The sequence below is a fragment of the Streptomyces sp. NPDC007095 genome, assembly GCF_040634475.1.
GTDB lineage: Bacteria > Actinomycetota > Actinomycetes > Streptomycetales > Streptomycetaceae > Streptomyces.
Genome location: NZ_JBEYFS010000080.1, coordinates 1 through 14,817 on the forward strand (window position 1 = coordinate 1; position 14,817 = coordinate 14,817).

At 71.4% G+C, this 14,817-nt stretch carries 11 protein-coding genes; 6 read left to right on the forward strand and 5 right to left on the reverse strand.

Going from position 1 to position 14,817, the window contains the following annotated elements:
• From ABZ656_RS26230 to ABZ656_RS26250, 5 genes are all read left to right on the forward strand, one after another.
• Positions 1-487, forward strand: a 487-nt coding sequence (locus ABZ656_RS26230; protein WP_360270881.1) for a LuxR C-terminal-related transcriptional regulator, incomplete at its 5' end; no start/stop codon positions are given.
• Positions 488-662: 175 nt separating this feature from the next.
• The gene (locus tag ABZ656_RS26235; protein ID WP_101404051.1) at positions 663-1,181 is read left to right on the forward strand and encodes a hypothetical protein; all 519 of its coding nucleotides are present in this window, start codon (positions 663-665) and stop codon (positions 1,179-1,181) included.
• 17 nt (positions 1,182-1,198) lie between these two features.
• A complete protein-coding gene (locus tag ABZ656_RS26240; protein ID WP_101402986.1) occupies positions 1,199-1,396 on the forward strand; it encodes a hypothetical protein in 198 nt (65 codons plus the stop codon).
• 175 nt (positions 1,397-1,571) lie between these two features.
• Entirely contained in the window at positions 1,572-2,234 is a 663-nt protein-coding gene (locus ABZ656_RS26245) for an HdeD family acid-resistance protein (protein ID WP_360270884.1), read from the forward strand.
• A 111-nt stretch (positions 2,235-2,345) separates the two neighbouring features.
• Positions 2,346-2,810 (forward strand): SHOCT domain-containing protein, encoded by a 465-nt coding sequence (locus ABZ656_RS26250; RefSeq protein WP_101404052.1) that lies wholly within the window; start codon positions 2,346-2,348, stop codon positions 2,808-2,810.
• Positions 2,811-2,874: 64 nt separating this feature from the next.
• Here the strand turns inward: ABZ656_RS26250 and ABZ656_RS26255 are convergent, their stop codons facing one another.
• The 4 genes from ABZ656_RS26255 to ABZ656_RS26270 form a co-directional block, all read right to left on the reverse strand.
• Positions 2,875-5,133, reverse strand: coding sequence for a PAS domain S-box protein (locus ABZ656_RS26255; protein WP_360270918.1), 2,259 nt, complete (start codon positions 5,131-5,133; stop codon positions 2,875-2,877).
• A 217-nt stretch (positions 5,134-5,350) separates the two neighbouring features.
• On the reverse strand, positions 5,351-7,795 hold the full coding sequence (locus tag ABZ656_RS26260) for a SpoIIE family protein phosphatase (protein ID WP_360270886.1): 2,445 nt from the start codon (positions 7,793-7,795) through the stop codon (positions 5,351-5,353).
• 192 nt (positions 7,796-7,987) lie between these two features.
• Complete coding sequence (locus tag ABZ656_RS26265; protein WP_101404054.1) at positions 7,988-8,689, reverse strand: CBS domain-containing protein; 702 nt, start codon at positions 8,687-8,689, stop codon at positions 7,988-7,990.
• A gap of 124 nt (positions 8,690-8,813) precedes the next feature.
• Positions 8,814-9,821 (reverse strand): nitroreductase family protein, encoded by a 1,008-nt coding sequence (locus tag ABZ656_RS26270; RefSeq protein WP_101402989.1) that lies wholly within the window; start codon positions 9,819-9,821, stop codon positions 8,814-8,816.
• A 686-nt stretch (positions 9,822-10,507) separates the two neighbouring features.
• Here ABZ656_RS26270 and sulP point away from each other — a divergent pair.
• Positions 10,508-12,247 carry a sulfate permease gene (sulP, locus tag ABZ656_RS26275; protein ID WP_360270889.1) on the forward strand — a complete coding sequence of 580 codons (1,740 nt, stop codon included), beginning with the start codon at positions 10,508-10,510 and terminating at the stop codon, positions 12,245-12,247.
• Here sulP and ABZ656_RS26280 read toward each other — a convergent pair.
• Positions 12,226-14,556, reverse strand: a complete 2,331-nt coding sequence (locus ABZ656_RS26280; RefSeq protein WP_360270891.1) for a heavy metal translocating P-type ATPase — start codon at positions 14,554-14,556, stop codon at positions 12,226-12,228. The genes sulP and ABZ656_RS26280 overlap by 22 nt on opposite strands.
• Positions 14,557-14,817: the final 261 nt, after the last annotated feature.

A 14,817-nucleotide genomic window follows, 5' to 3' on the forward strand; every position in this document is an offset into this window, starting at 1 on the left:
GCTCGGCCTGCTCGACCGTCTGCGCACCGAGGGCCCGGCCGGTCCGGCGGTGACCGTGCGGGCCACGCTGACACGGGCGCAGGCCGCACTGGAGTCGGGTGACTCCGCCGCCGCGGGCAAGCTGGTGGGCCAGGCGCTCCTGGAGGCCCGGCGCGAGCGGCTGCGGCGTCCTTTCATCGAGGCCGGACCGTGGATCCGACGTCTCCTGGGCACGGCGCCACTGCGGCCACTGGCCGCGGGCTGGTTGACGACCGGCGAGGCGCCCCGGCCCGAAACACCCGCACCGCTCGTCGTACAGGAGCTGAGCGAACGCGAACGCGACGTTCTCCAGCGACTGGCCCAGACGATGTCGACGGAAGAGATCGCGGCCGACCTCTGCGTGTCGGTGAACACGGTCAAGACCCACCTCAAGAGCGTCTACCGGAAACTGGCGGTGAACCGGCGCAACGAAGCGGTGCGCCGGGCGCGCGAGCTGCGGCTGCTGTGAACCCGTACCGGTGAGCACCCTCGCCCGTCACGGGTGAGGCGCGGGACGAGCCGTTCGGATGCGATGGGAGTGGCGGCACCACGCACCTCCCGACCGGGCGGGGCGCCCGCATCCCGAATCCGGCGATGCGGCCGATGCCCTCGGTCCGGTGCGCCGAGTCGGAAAGAAGGCCCTGATGTCCCGGACCGAACCCGTCGTACCCTCAGCGGCCGACGCCGACCATCGGGCGCAAGCCGACTACACCGGTGGTGTCTACGGGTCCATGCTCGCCGCATCGGTGGTGATCGGCACCGGCACGCTGGGCTCGTTCGCCCACCTGGAGCTGGCGGTGTTGCTGTTGGGTACCGGCGTGGCGTTCTGGATCGCGCACGTGCACGCCCAGCTCTTCGGAGCGCGTCTGGCCCGACAGTCCCTGGACCGGAGGACCGTCGTCGAGGTGTGCCGTGCGGAGTGGCCGATCGTCAAGGCCGCCGTCCCGCCGACCGTGGCCGTGGCCGTCAGCCCGCTCCTGGGCCTCGACCTCCAGGGCACCTTCTGGCTGGCGCTCGCCGTCGCCGTGGCCGGGCAGGTGGGCTGGTCGGCGGCCGCGGCACGGAGTGCGGGCGCCTCCTGGTGCCTCACGGCCGTCACTGCCTCGATCAATCTGCTGCTCGGCCTGCTGATCATCTCGTTCAAGCTCGTCCTGACGCATTGAAAGGTCGTTCTGAGCCCATGCGCTACGAGATCCGTGTCGAGGGACACATGACGGAGACGCTGACCAAGGCGTTTCCGGAGATGGATCACGTGGTGATGTCCGGTCAGACAGTCCTGTTCGGCCCCGTTGTCGACGAGGCGCACCTGTACGGGCTGCTGGCTCGCTGCCAGTCGCTGGGACTGCACGTCGTGGAGATGCGCCGACTACCGGAGTGACGGGGCGGCCGCCGTCCCGAGGGTGGGGACGATCACCCGCCCCGGGGCAGGGACGATCACCCGCCGGGGGTGACCCGGCAGCGGGCGGCGCGCGGGACGCTGACCCGGTGCAGTCCCCGCACACCGTCCCGTCGGCGGTCCGGCGACGACCCGCTCGACCGCGTGAGGAGGAGCCATGACCGAATCGCGTGGTCCGGCGCCGCGTACCGAACCCGGGCCAAGGCCCGAAGGGCCGGCCTCCGCGCCGCCCGCCGACCCCGAGGAACTGCTGGCGGGACTCGGCCGCTCATGGACCTGGATCCTGGGTTCGGCGGTCTCGACGCTGGTGCCGGGCATCCTGGTACTGGTGTGGCCGGACGAGACCCTGCATATCCTGGCCGTACTCATCGGTCTCTACCTGGTCGTGACCGGGGTGTTCCGCTTCGTGGCGGTCTTCGGCCGCGATGAGCACGGCGAGCGGCTCCCCGGGCTGCTGCTTTCGGTGCTGTTCGTCCTGGCCGGGGTGCTGTGCCTGAGGAACCCGCTGCAGACCATCGCCGCGCTCTCGCTGATCGTCGGCATCGTCTGGCTCGTGTCCGGCATGCTGACCGCCTACACGGCCATCGCCATGAAGGCCCTCCCGCACCGTGGTGTCGTCTTCTGCGCCGCGGCGCTCGGCATCGTCGCGGGAGTCGTGGTGCTCGCCCTGCCGACCGAGTCCGCCCGCGCCCTGACCCGGCTGCTCGGCCTGTGGCTCGTGCTGCTCGGCCTGATCGAACTCGTCCTCGCCTTCGCCTGGCGAGCCGCGCTCCGCCGGGCACGTGCCGCGGACCCGTACGGCTCCGCCCCGTCGCCCTGAGACTCCGCGCGGATGTTCACCCGTGCCGGGTGAGGCCGGACGAACCTTGCCGTGCGCATGCTGAATCTGGAGGAACGACTGCCGGGCGAACGCCCGGGATGGAGGAGCGACATGAGCACACAGATGTACCTCGCGTACGACTACCCGCTGCTGAGCGTCTTCTGGAGCATGCTCTGGTTCTTCCTGTGGATCATGTGGTTCATCCTGCTCTTCCGGATCATCGTCGACATCTTCCGTGACGACGAGCTGAGTGGTTGGGCCAAGGCCGGCTGGCTCCTGTTCGTGATCCTCCTGCCCTTCCTGGGCGTCCTCGTCTACGTGATCGCCCGCGGCAGGAACATGGGCCGCCGAGAGGTGAACCAGGCCCGCGCGCAACAGGAGGCCTTCGACTCCTACATCCGGCAGACGGCGGGCGGCGGCACCGGAACCAGCAGCGTCGACGAACTGGCCAAGCTGTCCGAGATCCGCGCCCGCGGCGACATCACGGACGACGAGTTCCGCCGGGCGAAGGAACTCGTCCTGAGCGGTCAGGGCCCGTCCAGCGGCTCGGGCACCGCCACCTCGTCCGGCCAGTGAGCGACGGACGAGGCGACGCCGGGCAGCACGATGTCACCAGGCAGCACGATGACGGCGGGTCCGCTCACAGGCGGAGGGTGAACCAGGTGGTCTTGCCGTCGTCGGTGGGGCGTACGCCCCAGTTGTCGGCGAGCGCGCGGACGAGGATCAGTCCGCGCCCGCACTCGTCGTCGTCGGCCGCGAAGCGGGGTTGGGGCAACTGCGGGCTGTGGTCGCCGACTTCGACCGTCAGGTCCGAGGCGGTCCGGCACAGGTGCAGCCCGATGGGGCCCTGGGCGTGCTGAACGGCGTTGGTGAGGACTTCGGAGAGCAGCAGCCGCGCGTCGTCCGCTTTTGTGGCGCAGCCCCACGAGGTGAGGGCCTTGCTCAGGAAGGCTCGGCCCTCGGGGACGGAGTCGGGGACTGCCGGGAGGTCGAGGGAGACGGTGGCCAGTGGCGCGTCGGGCAGCCGAGTCAGCAGCAGGGTGACATCGTCGTTGTGACCCTCGGCGTCGGGCAGCAAGGTGGTCAGGACGTGGTCGGCAGCCGCCTCCAGGTCGGGGGCGGTCGTGAACAGGTCGCTCAGCGTGGCGGTGAGCTGCGAGAGCTGGTCCTCGATGTCGCTGCCGGGGGTCTCGATCAGTCCGTCGGTGTAGAGCACGAGGGTGGCGCCGGGCGGGATGACCGCGCTGCACTGCTGGTAGAGGACATCACCCACGCCGAGGGGCGCGTTGACGGGCGCGGGCAGCGCACGGGCGCCCTCGCCCGGGGTGGCCACCAGGGTGGGCAGATGTCCGGCGGAGCAGATCGTCACCGCGTCCGCGTCGGCCGCGATCACCAGGTAGCAGCAGGTGACCAGTTGGTCCGGGACGTCGAGGTCGGCGACGGCCGCGTCGAGGGCCTGCATGAGCTGGCGGGGCTGCATTCCGGTCTTGGCCAGGGCGTGCGCGGCGGATCGCAACTGGCCCATGACTGCGGCGGCTTCCAGCCCGCGTCCCATCACGTCGCCGATCAGGACGCCGACGCGGCCGGCGCCCAGCGGGACCAGGTCGAACCAGTCGCCGCCCACCCCGGCCCCCTGGGTGGCGGGCCGGTAGCGGCTGGCGGTCGTGAGACCGGGGATGGCGGGCGGAGTGCCCATCAGACTGCGCTGCAAGGTCAGCGCGATGTGCCGCTGTTGTTCGTACAGGACAGTCAGCTCGGCTTCGGCCCGCTTGCGATCGCTGATGTCGCGGACGATGGCACACGCGCCGATGACCTCGCCGTCGGGGGAGCGGGTCGGCCACAGTGTGATGTCGACGTCGAGGAGGTCGCCGTGACGGGTGACCCGCAGTGTCTCGAAGTGTTCGACCCTTTCCCCGTTGCGCAACCGGTCCATCAGGAGGTCGATCTCGTGGCCGTGTTCGGGCGGGGCCAGCAGGGACACGTGGTGGCCCATGACCTGGGCGCGTGTATACCCGTAGAGGCGTTGGGCGGCGGCGTTCCAGTAGGTGATGTGCCCGTCGAGGGTCTTGGCGAGGATCGCGTCCTGAGAGGACTCGACGAGCGCGGCCAGCTCGTTGATGCGTTCCTCGGCCGCCTTGCGGTCGCTGACGTCGCGGACGGCGGCGGACACGAGGAGGCCGTCGGTGGTCTCCAGGGGGCTGAGGCTGATCTCGACGGGGAATTCGGTGCCGTCCTTGCGCAGGCCGTGGAGTTCGAGACCGGCGCCCATCGGGCGCACCTGGCGGTTGTTGGTGTAGCCGGTCCTGTGCTGGGTGTGGTGGGCTCGGAAGCGGTCGGGTACCAGCAAGTCCACTGAACGGCCGAGGAGTTCCTCGCGGCCGTAACCGAAGAGCGCTTCCGTCTGGGCGTTGACGAGTCTGATCGTCCCGGTGTCGTCCACGATCACCATGGCGTCCGGCGCCGCCTCCAGCAATCCCCGGAACCGGTCCTCGGCCGCCTTGCGGTCGCTGACGTCGCGGACGGCGGCGGAGACGAGGAGGCCGTCGGTGGTCTCCAGGGGGCTGAGGCTGATCTCGACGGGGAATTCGGTGCCGTCCTTGCGCAGGCCGTGCAGCTCAAGGCCGGCGCCCATCGGACGCACCTGACGATTTTCGGCGTAGCCGGTGCGGTGCAGTGAGTGGTGGGCTCGGAAGCGGTCGGGTACCAGCAAGTCCACTGAACGGCCGAGGAGTTCCTCGCGGCCGTAACCGAAGAGCACTTCGGTCTGGGCGTTGACGAGTCTGATCGTCCCGGTGTCGTCCACGATGATCATGGCGTCCGGCGCCGCCTCCAGCAATCCCCGGAACCGGTCCTCGGCGCCTCCCGAACGGGCACCGCACTCCCCGGCACAGCACGTCAACGCCGCGCAGCCCGACGCCGAGGCCGGTGCGGCCGATGCCGAACTGATCGTTTCTCCCACGTTCGCCCCCCACGGACCCGCCCCATGGGGTCGTTCGGGCCATCTCAGCGCACTTGGGTCACGATCACTCGGGCATGTCTCATTCTGGCCGCTCCGCGGTCGATCGTGTCTGCTGTGAGCGCGGGCTACGTCCGTCTGCAGACATGTTCGGTCGCCGTTACGTTCGCTCGTTCTGGATGTCGATCTCCGCCCAGATCGACTTCCCTCCGGGCAGGTGGCGCGTGCCCCAACGCTTGGCGAACTGGGCCACGAGCAACAGGCCGCGCCCGCCCTCGTCGAAGGTGCGGGCCCGCCGCATGTGCGGGGCGGTACTGCTGCCGTCGGAGACCTCGCAGATGAGCACGGTGTCGTGGATCAGGCGCAGCTGAATGGGAGGGCCGCCGTAGCGGATCGCGTTGGTGACCAGCTCGCTCACCACCAGCTCGGCGGTGAAGGAGACCTCGTGCAGTCCCCACTCCGCCAGGCGACGGGAGACCTCGCCACGCGCGCCCGCCACGGCGGCCGGGTCGGCAGGCAGATCCCAGGTGGCGACCCGGCTCGAGTCGAGGGCGCGGGTGCGTGCCACGAGCAGGGCGACGTCGTCCGACGGCTGCGCGGGGAGCAGGGTCTTGACCAGGTCGTCGCAGAGGGCCTCCAGCGAGGCAGCGGGCCGTTCCAGGCGCTGGCGCAGCAACGCCATGCCCTTGCCGAGGTCGTGTTCGGGGACCTCGACGAGGCCGTCCGTGTACAGCGCGAGCAGGCTGCCGCGGCGCACCTCCCATTCGACCGCCTCGAAAGGCAGCCCGCCCACTCCCAGCGGCGGGCCGACCGGCAGGTCGATGAACTCCGCCGTCCCGTCGGGCGTCACCACGGCGGGCGGAGGATGCCCTGCTCCGGCGGCCGCGCAGCGGCGCGAGACCGGGTCGTAGACCAGGTACAGACAGGTGGCGATGAGATCGGTGACGTTGTCGAGCTCCGGCTCCTCCGTGCCCGTGCCCTCCTCCGCCCTGAGATGGGTGACCAGGTCGTCCAGATGGACGAGGAGCTCCTCGGGAGGGAGGTCGACGTCCGCCAGAGTGCGTACCGCGGTCCGCAGCCGTCCCATGGTGGCGGAGGCGTGCAGACCGTGGCCCACCACGTCTCCGACGACCAGGGCGACCCGGGCGCCCGACAGGGGGATCACGTCGAACCAGTCGCCGCCCAGCCCGGCCCGGGAACGGGCCGGCAGATAGCGGTGCGCCACCTCCACGGCCTCCTGGGCGGCGAGCCGCTGCGGAAGCAGACTTCGCTGCAGGGCCAGGGCGGTGTTCCGCTCGCGCGTGAACCGGCGGGCGTTGTCCACGGCCACGGCGGCGCGCGCGGCGATCTCCTCCGCGAGGAGCAGATCGTCCTCGTTGAAGGGGTCCTGGCGCCGGTGGCGGACAAGCACGGCCACCCCGAGCGTGATGCCTCGGGCGCGCAGCGGGATGACCATGAGCGAGTGCATTCCGAAGGTGCGGACCTTCACCGCGCGCTCGGGGTCGGCCGTCCCCCAGCTCTCGACGGCGTCGTCCCGGGTGCTGTGCAGCGAGGAATGCCCGGTGAGCAGGCAGCGGGCGGGCGGCGAGGATTCCGGGTAGTAGTCGACATCTCCGGGCTGGATCACCGACTCGGGGACGCCGGGAAGGACGGACTGCTGCGCGGCGCGGCGCAGACCGACGGAGCCCTCGCTGGGAGTCCTGGGCTCGAAACCGCGGAACAGCGAGTCCAGCAGGTCGATACTGATGAAGTCGGCGAGCCGGCCCACCGCAAAGTCGGCCATCTCCTGAGCGGTGCGCGTCACGTCGAGGGTGCTGCCCACCTGTGCGCTGACGTCGTTCAGCAGGGCGAGCCGTTCCCGGGCCCGGTGCTGCTCGGTGGTGTCGAGAGCGACGACCTGTACGTGTCGCACCTCTCCCGCGGGGTTCCTTACGGGGGACACGGTGACGGCCCAGAAGATTCCGTGGGCTCCGGGCCGGGGCCGGCCATGTACGTGGAAGAGTTCCGGTGCCCCCGTGTCGAACACCCTGCGCATCCCCTCTTCGACCCTGGTGCAGACATGGGGCGGCAGGATGTCGGTGACACGCCGACCGCGCATCTGCCGCTCTGTGAGCCCCAGTTGACGGGTCGCGCCGGCGCTGCCGCGCAGGACCCGCAAATCGGAGTCGTAGATCATCACAGGAAGGTGGCTCTGCGCGAAGGCCTCCTCCGTCGTGGCCTCGTCCTTGTCCGGATGCGGCTCCTGACCCGGACGAGGACGTTGTGGAGGCGTGGCCACGATGAGCCATTGCGCGTTGCCCTCGCGGTCGAGTGACGGGTACGCCCGCAGCTCGGCTTCCGTGTGATGGCCGTCGCGGTGTCGCAGCGGGGTCGTCCCGCTGCGTCCCTCAAGTACCGCGGAGAAGTCCACCGGGGCGTCGGCGTCGCAGCCGAACAGACACGCCGCGGGGCGCCCTACGACGTCCTCGTACGGGTACCCGAGCAACCGCTGCGCGCCGGTACTCCACCCGGTGACGGTCCCCCGCGCGTCGACGACCGCCGTGGCCGAGGTGACCGGGTCCGGAAGCTGACCGAGGCCGTTTCCCAGGGGGCCGGCATTCTCCATGTCCCATCATCGCCCATCCTGCCCCCCGGGGACCCTCGGGCCCTGGGGAGACACAGCAGAGGCCGCAGGTCGGCGGAACGTCGCATCCCGTCGCGTCGGTTCCTTCCCCCACTTGTATCGCTCCTTGAGCGCACACGCAGGTCGGCGTCCAGCCCCCCGCGCGCGCCGGAAAGTGCCGCCGCACCGCGACCGTCAAGGCGACAGTTGGGTGTGGCGCGGTGAGTCGGCGTACAGGTTTTCGGAGGTGTCGTCCGTCCGGTGGCGCAGCTGTTCGGTGACCTCCACGACTCCGTCCACGCCTTGGCACATCCGCACGGCGACGGGGATGAGGGATTTCCGCTCGACGGTTCCCGCCAAGGAGACCCGGCCGTCCACGACCCGCACGGTCACCGAGTCGGGCGAGATGCCCAGGGTGCGGACCAGTACGTCACCGGAGATCTCCTCGCGGATGGCACTGTCACCGCGCAGGAACACCCGCAGCAGGTCGGCGCGGCTGATCAGTCCGACCAGCCGGTCGACTTCGTCCACCACCGGCAGCCGCTTGACGTGCGAGCGCTCCATCACCTGGGCGGCCTCCACCACCGTCCATTGCGGCCGGGCCGTGATGGCCGGGCTGTTCATCAGACCTCGGGCGTCGGTCGCCTCCTGCTTGTCCCGGTCGGCGGGGAGCGGGTGCAGGACCGGCAGCAGTCCTGCGGGGTCCAGCTGACCCGCCTCCTTGCGCAGCAGATCCGCCTCTGACACCACGCCCACGGGCCGGTCGTCGTCGTCCACGACGGGTATCGCCGTGATGTCGTACTCGGCCAGCAGTTTGGCGATGTCCTTGAAACCGGCGTCCTCGCGCACTCGTACGACCGAAGTCGTCATCAGATCGCTCACCATCCGGTGCCGCATGGCTTCCGCCTCCTTCGTCACGTGCGTTCCCCTCCACTGTGCGGTGCTCTCGGCCGTCGCCCCATGGGCCGGTCGGCCCCGGCCCCGGCCGACCGGTCCCGGGGGAGGGGTGATTCGTCCTCGGTCAGTACTGGTCTCCCTGAGGGACGGCGCCGTCGAGGTCGAGGAAGAGCAGCGGTGTGCGACGGGGCGTGGGAGGCCCTTCCGGGCCGTAGCCGAATCGGATGAGCATCTGCACGTGGTCGAAGGGGGACGTCGCGGGGCGCAGGTCGTCGCGGAGGTCGGTCCACTCCAGAGCCTGGTGCAGGAGTGAGGTGCGCAGACCGTGCGCCGTGGCGACGAGCAGGACGCACTCAAGCGCCTGCCCGGCCCGGAGCCAGTCGGTGCGCCGGTCGTGGCCGGTGCTGAGCGACGCGAGCGCGGGTGTCCGTTCGAAGGGCCGGGCCGGCAGCCGCTCCAGGGATCGCCGCGCGCTGAAATCACGCATGGGGAGCTGCTCGAAGGTGTCCTGCGGCCCCAGCGCCGCGGACGGGATGCCCGTGTCCTCGGCCCCGTCGCGGCTCGACCAGCGGCGGCTTTCGGCGCCGCGTGCCGGGTCGGCGTGGTTACGGCGCTCCGCTTCGGTGGTGATCCGCAGCAGCCGCGCCGTCTCACGCGGGCCGGTGACGGCGAGCGTGGCGCCTTCGGCTTGGGCGGCTTCGGCAAGCTCGTGGCGAACGGACACGGGAACGGGCTGGTCGCCGAAGGGGAAGCGGCTGCTGTGCCGGTGCCAGATGGCCTCGTACAGATCGTCGCCGTGGAGTGTGCGGGGGCTGGTGCGCCCAGTGATGTGCACCGAGGCGAGCAGACCGGGACGGCGGGGGTCCGGGAGCAGCCGAGTGACCGGCTTCCAGCCGAAGTGGCTCACCGCGACCCGCAGGTTGAACAGGGCCGCGCCGGCGGCGATGTGCAGGGCCCGGCCGTGCGGATCCTCGTGCGGCAGTGCCCGTCCGGCGTCGGCGTGGATCTCCACGGTGGTCGAGTCGGCGTCGAGGCGGAAACGCCAGGGCTGCGTGTTGTGCATCGAGGGCGCGGCGACGGCCGCAGCGATCAGCTTCTCCAACGCCGACGAGTCCAGATACGTGGCGGACATGGGGGCCTCCTCCCGGATGAGGTGTGCTGCGGTGCTTGCCATGCTTGAGCCTGCTGCCGTCGGCGGAGCGGGGCGAAGGGGCCGTCCGGCCCCAACCTGAGGCTGTGTGGGTACCGGTAGGGGGCAGCGGTGCCGGGTGGTCCCCTTCGGACCGGAGGTTGACCTGCTGGTCCCGGCAGGAGGGCCCGGTCGGTCCCTCCCCGGTGAGGGGCGCCCATGGGACGTTCCTGGCAGCAGCCGGCAGTGAGTGATCCAAGTGGCGCCGCACGACCGGATGAAAGGCGCCGACCGGGGACAGAGGGGGACCGGTGGGCCCACCCGCGGTCGAATCCGGGTGCGCCACGCCGGAAGCGAGACGTCCGAGAGGCATCACACGGAGTTCCGCTACGGTGGCTTCGGCGGTTCTGTCCGGCTGCCGGTCGGGTCGAAGAGCGGCGAGGCGACCGCGGAGTGGCGAAGAGCGGCGAGGCCACCGCGGAGTACAGAGACTGTGTCCGCACCGTCAGCGTTCCGGTGCCGGAGACGACGGCGGGAACCAGGACGATCCCCGTGCATCACGTCCGACACGCCATCGCTGGCTACGTCGCGATGCCCGGCGAGCCCGGAGCGCCGCCCATGAGGGCCGGTCGGCCCTCGCGGTGGGACGCCCGTGGGGCGATGCTGAAGGGGGTGACGAAGGGAGCCCCATGTCCGAGCGCCCGGGTGCGACCGCCGGGGAAGGCCGACGCGGTCTCGTGCGGCGGGTGGCTCCAGGACTCACCGTACTGGCCGGATACCACCGTTCGTGGCTGCGCGGCGACCTGCTGGCCGGAGTGACCGTCGCGGCCTATCTCGTTCCGCAGGTCATGGCCTATGCGGGCCTCGCGGGACTGCCGCCGGTCGCGGGGCTGTGGGCGATCCTCCCCGCCCTGCTGCTGTACACCCTGCTGGGTTCGTCACGGCTCCTGTCCGTCGGGCCCGAGTCGACCACCGCACTGATGACCGCCACCGTGGTCGGGCCACTCGCCGCGGGCGCCCCGGACCGGTACGCCGCGCTCGCCGCCGGGCTCGCGGTCGTGGTCGGGGCGATGTTCCTGGTGGCGTGGGCGGCACGGCTCGGCTTCCTCGCCGATCTGCTGTCACGGCCGATCCTGGTCGGCTACCTGACAGGCGTGGCGCTCATCATCATCGTCGACCAGCTCCCCAAACTGACCGGTGTCAGCACCTCGGGATCCGAGTTCTTTCCTCAACTGCTCTCCTTCGTGAGGAACCTGGGAGAAGCCCATCCCGCCACGGTGATCTTCTCCGTGGCGGCGATCGCGTTCCTCTTCGCGGTCGCGCGGTTCTTCCCCGGTGTCCCGGGCCCCCTGCTGGCCCTGGTGCTCGGTACGGCGGCCGTCGCGGTCTTCGGACTCGAGGACCACGGCATCGCCGTCATCGGCGCGGTACCGGCCGGGCTGCCGAGCCCCGGCCTGCCGACGCCGGGCGACCTGCCGCAACTGGTACTGCCGGCACTCGGCGTGCTCCTGGTCGGCTACACCGACGTCATCCTCACCGCGCGCGCCTTCTCGGCCCGCGGCGACGAACTGGACCCCAACCAGGAACTGTTGGCCCTGGGGGCCGCGAACCTGGGCGCGGGCGTGCTGCACGGTTTCCCGGTGAGCAGCAGCGCCAGTCGCACCGCGCTCGCGCACTCGGCCGGGGGCCGCAGCCAGGCGTACTCGCTCGTCGCCGGCGCACTGGTGCTCGCCGTGCTGCTGTTCCTCAGCCCGCTCCTCGCGCACACGCCGTCGACCGTGCTGGGCGCCCTGGTCGTCTATGCCGGGGTCCGCATGATGGATCTGGCCGGGTTCCGCAGGCTGGCAGCCTTTCGGCGCCGGGAGTTGCTCCTGGCCCTGGGCTGTCTCGCCGGAGTGCTGGCCCTTGACATCCTGTACGGCGTGCTCGTGGCGGTCGGCCTCTCCGTCGCGGAACTGCTCACCCGGGTGGCCCGCCCGCACGACGCGGTCGAGGGTCTGGTGCCGGGCCTGGCCGGGATGCACGACGTGGACGACTATCCGCAGGCCCGCACGGTCCCCGGCCTGCTTGTCTACCGCTACGACTCGCCCCTGTTCTTCGCCAACGCCGAGGACTTCAAGCGGCGGGCGCTGGCGGCGGTCGACCGACACGAAGGTGCTGTCGACTGGTTCGTCCTCAATACCGAGGCCATCGTCGAGGTGGACATCACCGCGCTCGACGCGGTCGACGCCCTGCGTCAGGAACTCGAACAGCGTCACATCGTCTTCGCGCTCGCCCGCGTCAAGCAGGACCTGCGCGACGACCTCGACGCCTTCGGGCTGACCGAGGCCATCGGCACCGAACGGATCTTCCCGACTCTGCCCACGGCCCTGGCCGCCTACCGGGAGTGGCTCCGACGCGGCGGCCGCTACTGGGCGAGCGAGAAGTAGTTCTCCTCCTCCTGCGTGAAGTGCAGGCGCAGCACGCTGTGCAGGCCGTACAGACAGGCGCGCAGGTCGTCGAGTTGTTCGGGGCGCGGTGCGCCGTCGGTCCCGCTGAGCGCGAGGTGCGTGGCTATGCGTCCGGCGAGGCGCTCGATCTCGGCGTGGGCGCGGCTCATGGTGGCGGTGGTCTCGGGGCCGCCGAGCGAGGAGGCGAGGGCCGGGTAGAGCTGGTGCTCTTCGGCGTACTCGTGGGGTAGCAGCCGCTCGGTGAGAAGGCGGTGCACCTCACGTACCGATGCGAGAGCTGCGGGCCCTGGAGCGTTCGAGAGCTGGTCGGCGGCGCCCCGTACGGCTTCGAGGACCTCCTGCAGATCGTCGTGCTCGGCGGCGAAGCGGTGGATGAGGGCCTCGGTGGTGGGCTCCAGGGACGGCCGGCTCTTCCGGTCGGTGCGCAGGGCGCGCAGCGCGTTGAGGATGACGGCGATGTCGATGCCCTCCTGGAGCAGGGCACCAGGGGCCGGCGGCAGCATGCCGAAGGCGGCCACGGCCATCGCGGCGAGCGACATCAGCATGCCGCCGAGCGCGCTCTGCACGGCGATGCGCCGGGCCCGTACGGCGATGGTGACGGCGTCGGCGAGGCGGTCCACCCGATCGGTGGTCAGCACGATGTCCGCGGCCTGCGAGGAGGCGCTGGAGCCACGGGCCCCCATGGCGACGCCGACGTCCGCCGCGGCGAGGGCGGGGGCGTCGTTGACGCCGTCACCGACCATGACGGTCACGGCGCGGGCGCGTTCGGCGCGTACGGCGGCGACCTTCTCGGTGGGCGTGAGCTGGGCGTGGACGGCGTCGAGGCCGAGCACCGTGGCCACCTCGCGGGCGGGTTCCGTGCGGTCGCCGGTGAGCATCACCAGCCGTTGGATGCCCGCCGCGCGCAGTCGGCGCAGGGTCCGGGGAGCGTCGGGGCGCAGTGGGTCGCGCAGCAGTACGGCGCCGGCGAGGCGGCCGTCGACGGTCAGCCAGGCGACGGCGGCGCCGTCGAGCGCGGCACGGTTGTCGACGGCGCGTGCCCACGTCGGGTCCCCTGCGCCTACGCCGTGGCGGCCGACGGTGAGGTGGTGGCCCTCGACCGTGCCGGTGGCCCCCAGGCCGGGCTCCTCGGCGACGTCCGCGGGCATGGAGAGTTCCAGGTCCCGTGCCTGGGCGGCGTCGACCAGGGCATGAGCCAGGACGTGCGGTGAGAGCTGATCGAGCGAGGCCGCCAACCGTAGGACCTCCGTCGGCTCCCGGCCCGGTGCGGCGGCCACGTCGAGCACCCGTGGGCGGCCGGACGTCAGGGTGCCGGTCTTGTCCAGTAGCAGGGTGTGGGCCCGGCCGAGGTTCTCCAGAGCGCCGCCGTCGCGGACGACCACGCCGTAGCGGGAGGCACGGGACAGGCCGGAGACGATCGCCACGGGCGCGGCGAGCAGCAGCGGGCACGGGGTGGCGACCACCAGGACCGCGACGGCCCGCACCGCGGAACCGCTGACCCACCAGGCCAGCCCTGCCACAGCCACGGACAGCGGCAGAAACCAGGCGGCGTACCGGTCCGCGAGCCGGACCACGGGGGCGGACTCGGCGCCGGCCTGCTGCGCCAGCCGGACGATCTCCGCGTAGGTGCTGTCCTGCTCGGTGGCGGTGGCCCGCAGCTCGAACGCGCCACCCGCGTTGACCACACCGCTGCGCACCCGCTCGCCGTCGGTACGCTCGACCTGCTGGGACTCCCCGGTGAGCACCGACTCGTCGAGCACGGCCGTGGCGCCGGCCACCCGACCGTCGACCGGGACCACCTCGCCCGGACCGACGACCACCAGGTCACCGACCGCGACCTCGGCGAGTGACACCTCCCTGACCAGATCGAGGGTCCGGACGCGGGCGGAGTGCGGCGCGTGTTCCAGCAGCGCGCGCAGATCGTGCGAGGCGCGCCGCTGTGCCGCGGCCTCCAGAGTCCGTCCGGAGGCCAGCATGAGTGCGATCAGCGCCCCGGCCAGGTACTCCCGCACCGCCAGGGTCCCGCCGAGCGCCAGGACCGCGATGAGATCCACGCCCGCGTGTCCCTGTCGCAGCGCGGCCAGTACCCAGACGACGGCGGGCACGACAGCGATCACGGTGCCCAGACCCCAGCACAGGTCGGCGATGTCGGGCGCACCGGCGAGCCAGGCGATGCCACCGGCGGTCAGGGCGCCGGCGGTGGCCGCCAGCAGCAGTGGTTCGAACCGCCGGCCGGAGAGCAGGGGGGTGGGGTGGCGGAACAGTTCCCACGGGATGCGCCGGTCCATGATGTGCCCTCGAATCTGGCGGCGGGTGCTCTCTGATGGTCTCTCTCCATCACACCGCTGAGACCGCACGTTCGGCAGGGGACGAACGGCCCCCGTCCGCGCGACCGTGCGGACAGGTGAGCCACGACCTGGGGCGACTGCCCGGGGCCGCTTGCTCGCGCAGTGCCGTCGAGATCTCGTACGGCAAGCCCAACAGCCCTCGCAGACAGGGCCGTTCGGCCCCCGGTCGCGGCCTTTCGGCACCCGGTGCTGCCCGTCCCG

Coding starts and splice junctions, on each gene's coding strand:
- ABZ656_RS26235 (WP_101404051.1), top strand. CDS start 663: ATGTCCCGGACCGAACCCGTCGTACCCTCAGCGGCCGACGCCGACCAT.
- ABZ656_RS26240 (WP_101402986.1), top strand. CDS start 1,199: ATGCGCTACGAGATCCGTGTCGAGGGACACATGACGGAGACGCTGACC.
- ABZ656_RS26245 (WP_360270884.1), top strand. CDS start 1,572: ATGACCGAATCGCGTGGTCCGGCGCCGCGTACCGAACCCGGGCCAAGG.
- ABZ656_RS26250 (WP_101404052.1), top strand. CDS start 2,346: ATGAGCACACAGATGTACCTCGCGTACGACTACCCGCTGCTGAGCGTC.
- ABZ656_RS26260 (WP_360270886.1), bottom strand. CDS start 7,795: ATGGAGAATGCCGGCCCCCTGGGAAACGGCCTCGGTCAGCTTCCGGAC.
- ABZ656_RS26265 (WP_101404054.1), bottom strand. CDS start 8,689: ATGCGGCACCGGATGGTGAGCGATCTGATGACGACTTCGGTCGTACGA.
- ABZ656_RS26270 (WP_101402989.1), bottom strand. CDS start 9,821: ATGTCCGCCACGTATCTGGACTCGTCGGCGTTGGAGAAGCTGATCGCT.
- sulP (WP_360270889.1), top strand. CDS start 10,508: ATGTCCGAGCGCCCGGGTGCGACCGCCGGGGAAGGCCGACGCGGTCTC.
- ABZ656_RS26280 (WP_360270891.1), bottom strand. CDS start 14,556: ATGGACCGGCGCATCCCGTGGGAACTGTTCCGCCACCCCACCCCCCTG.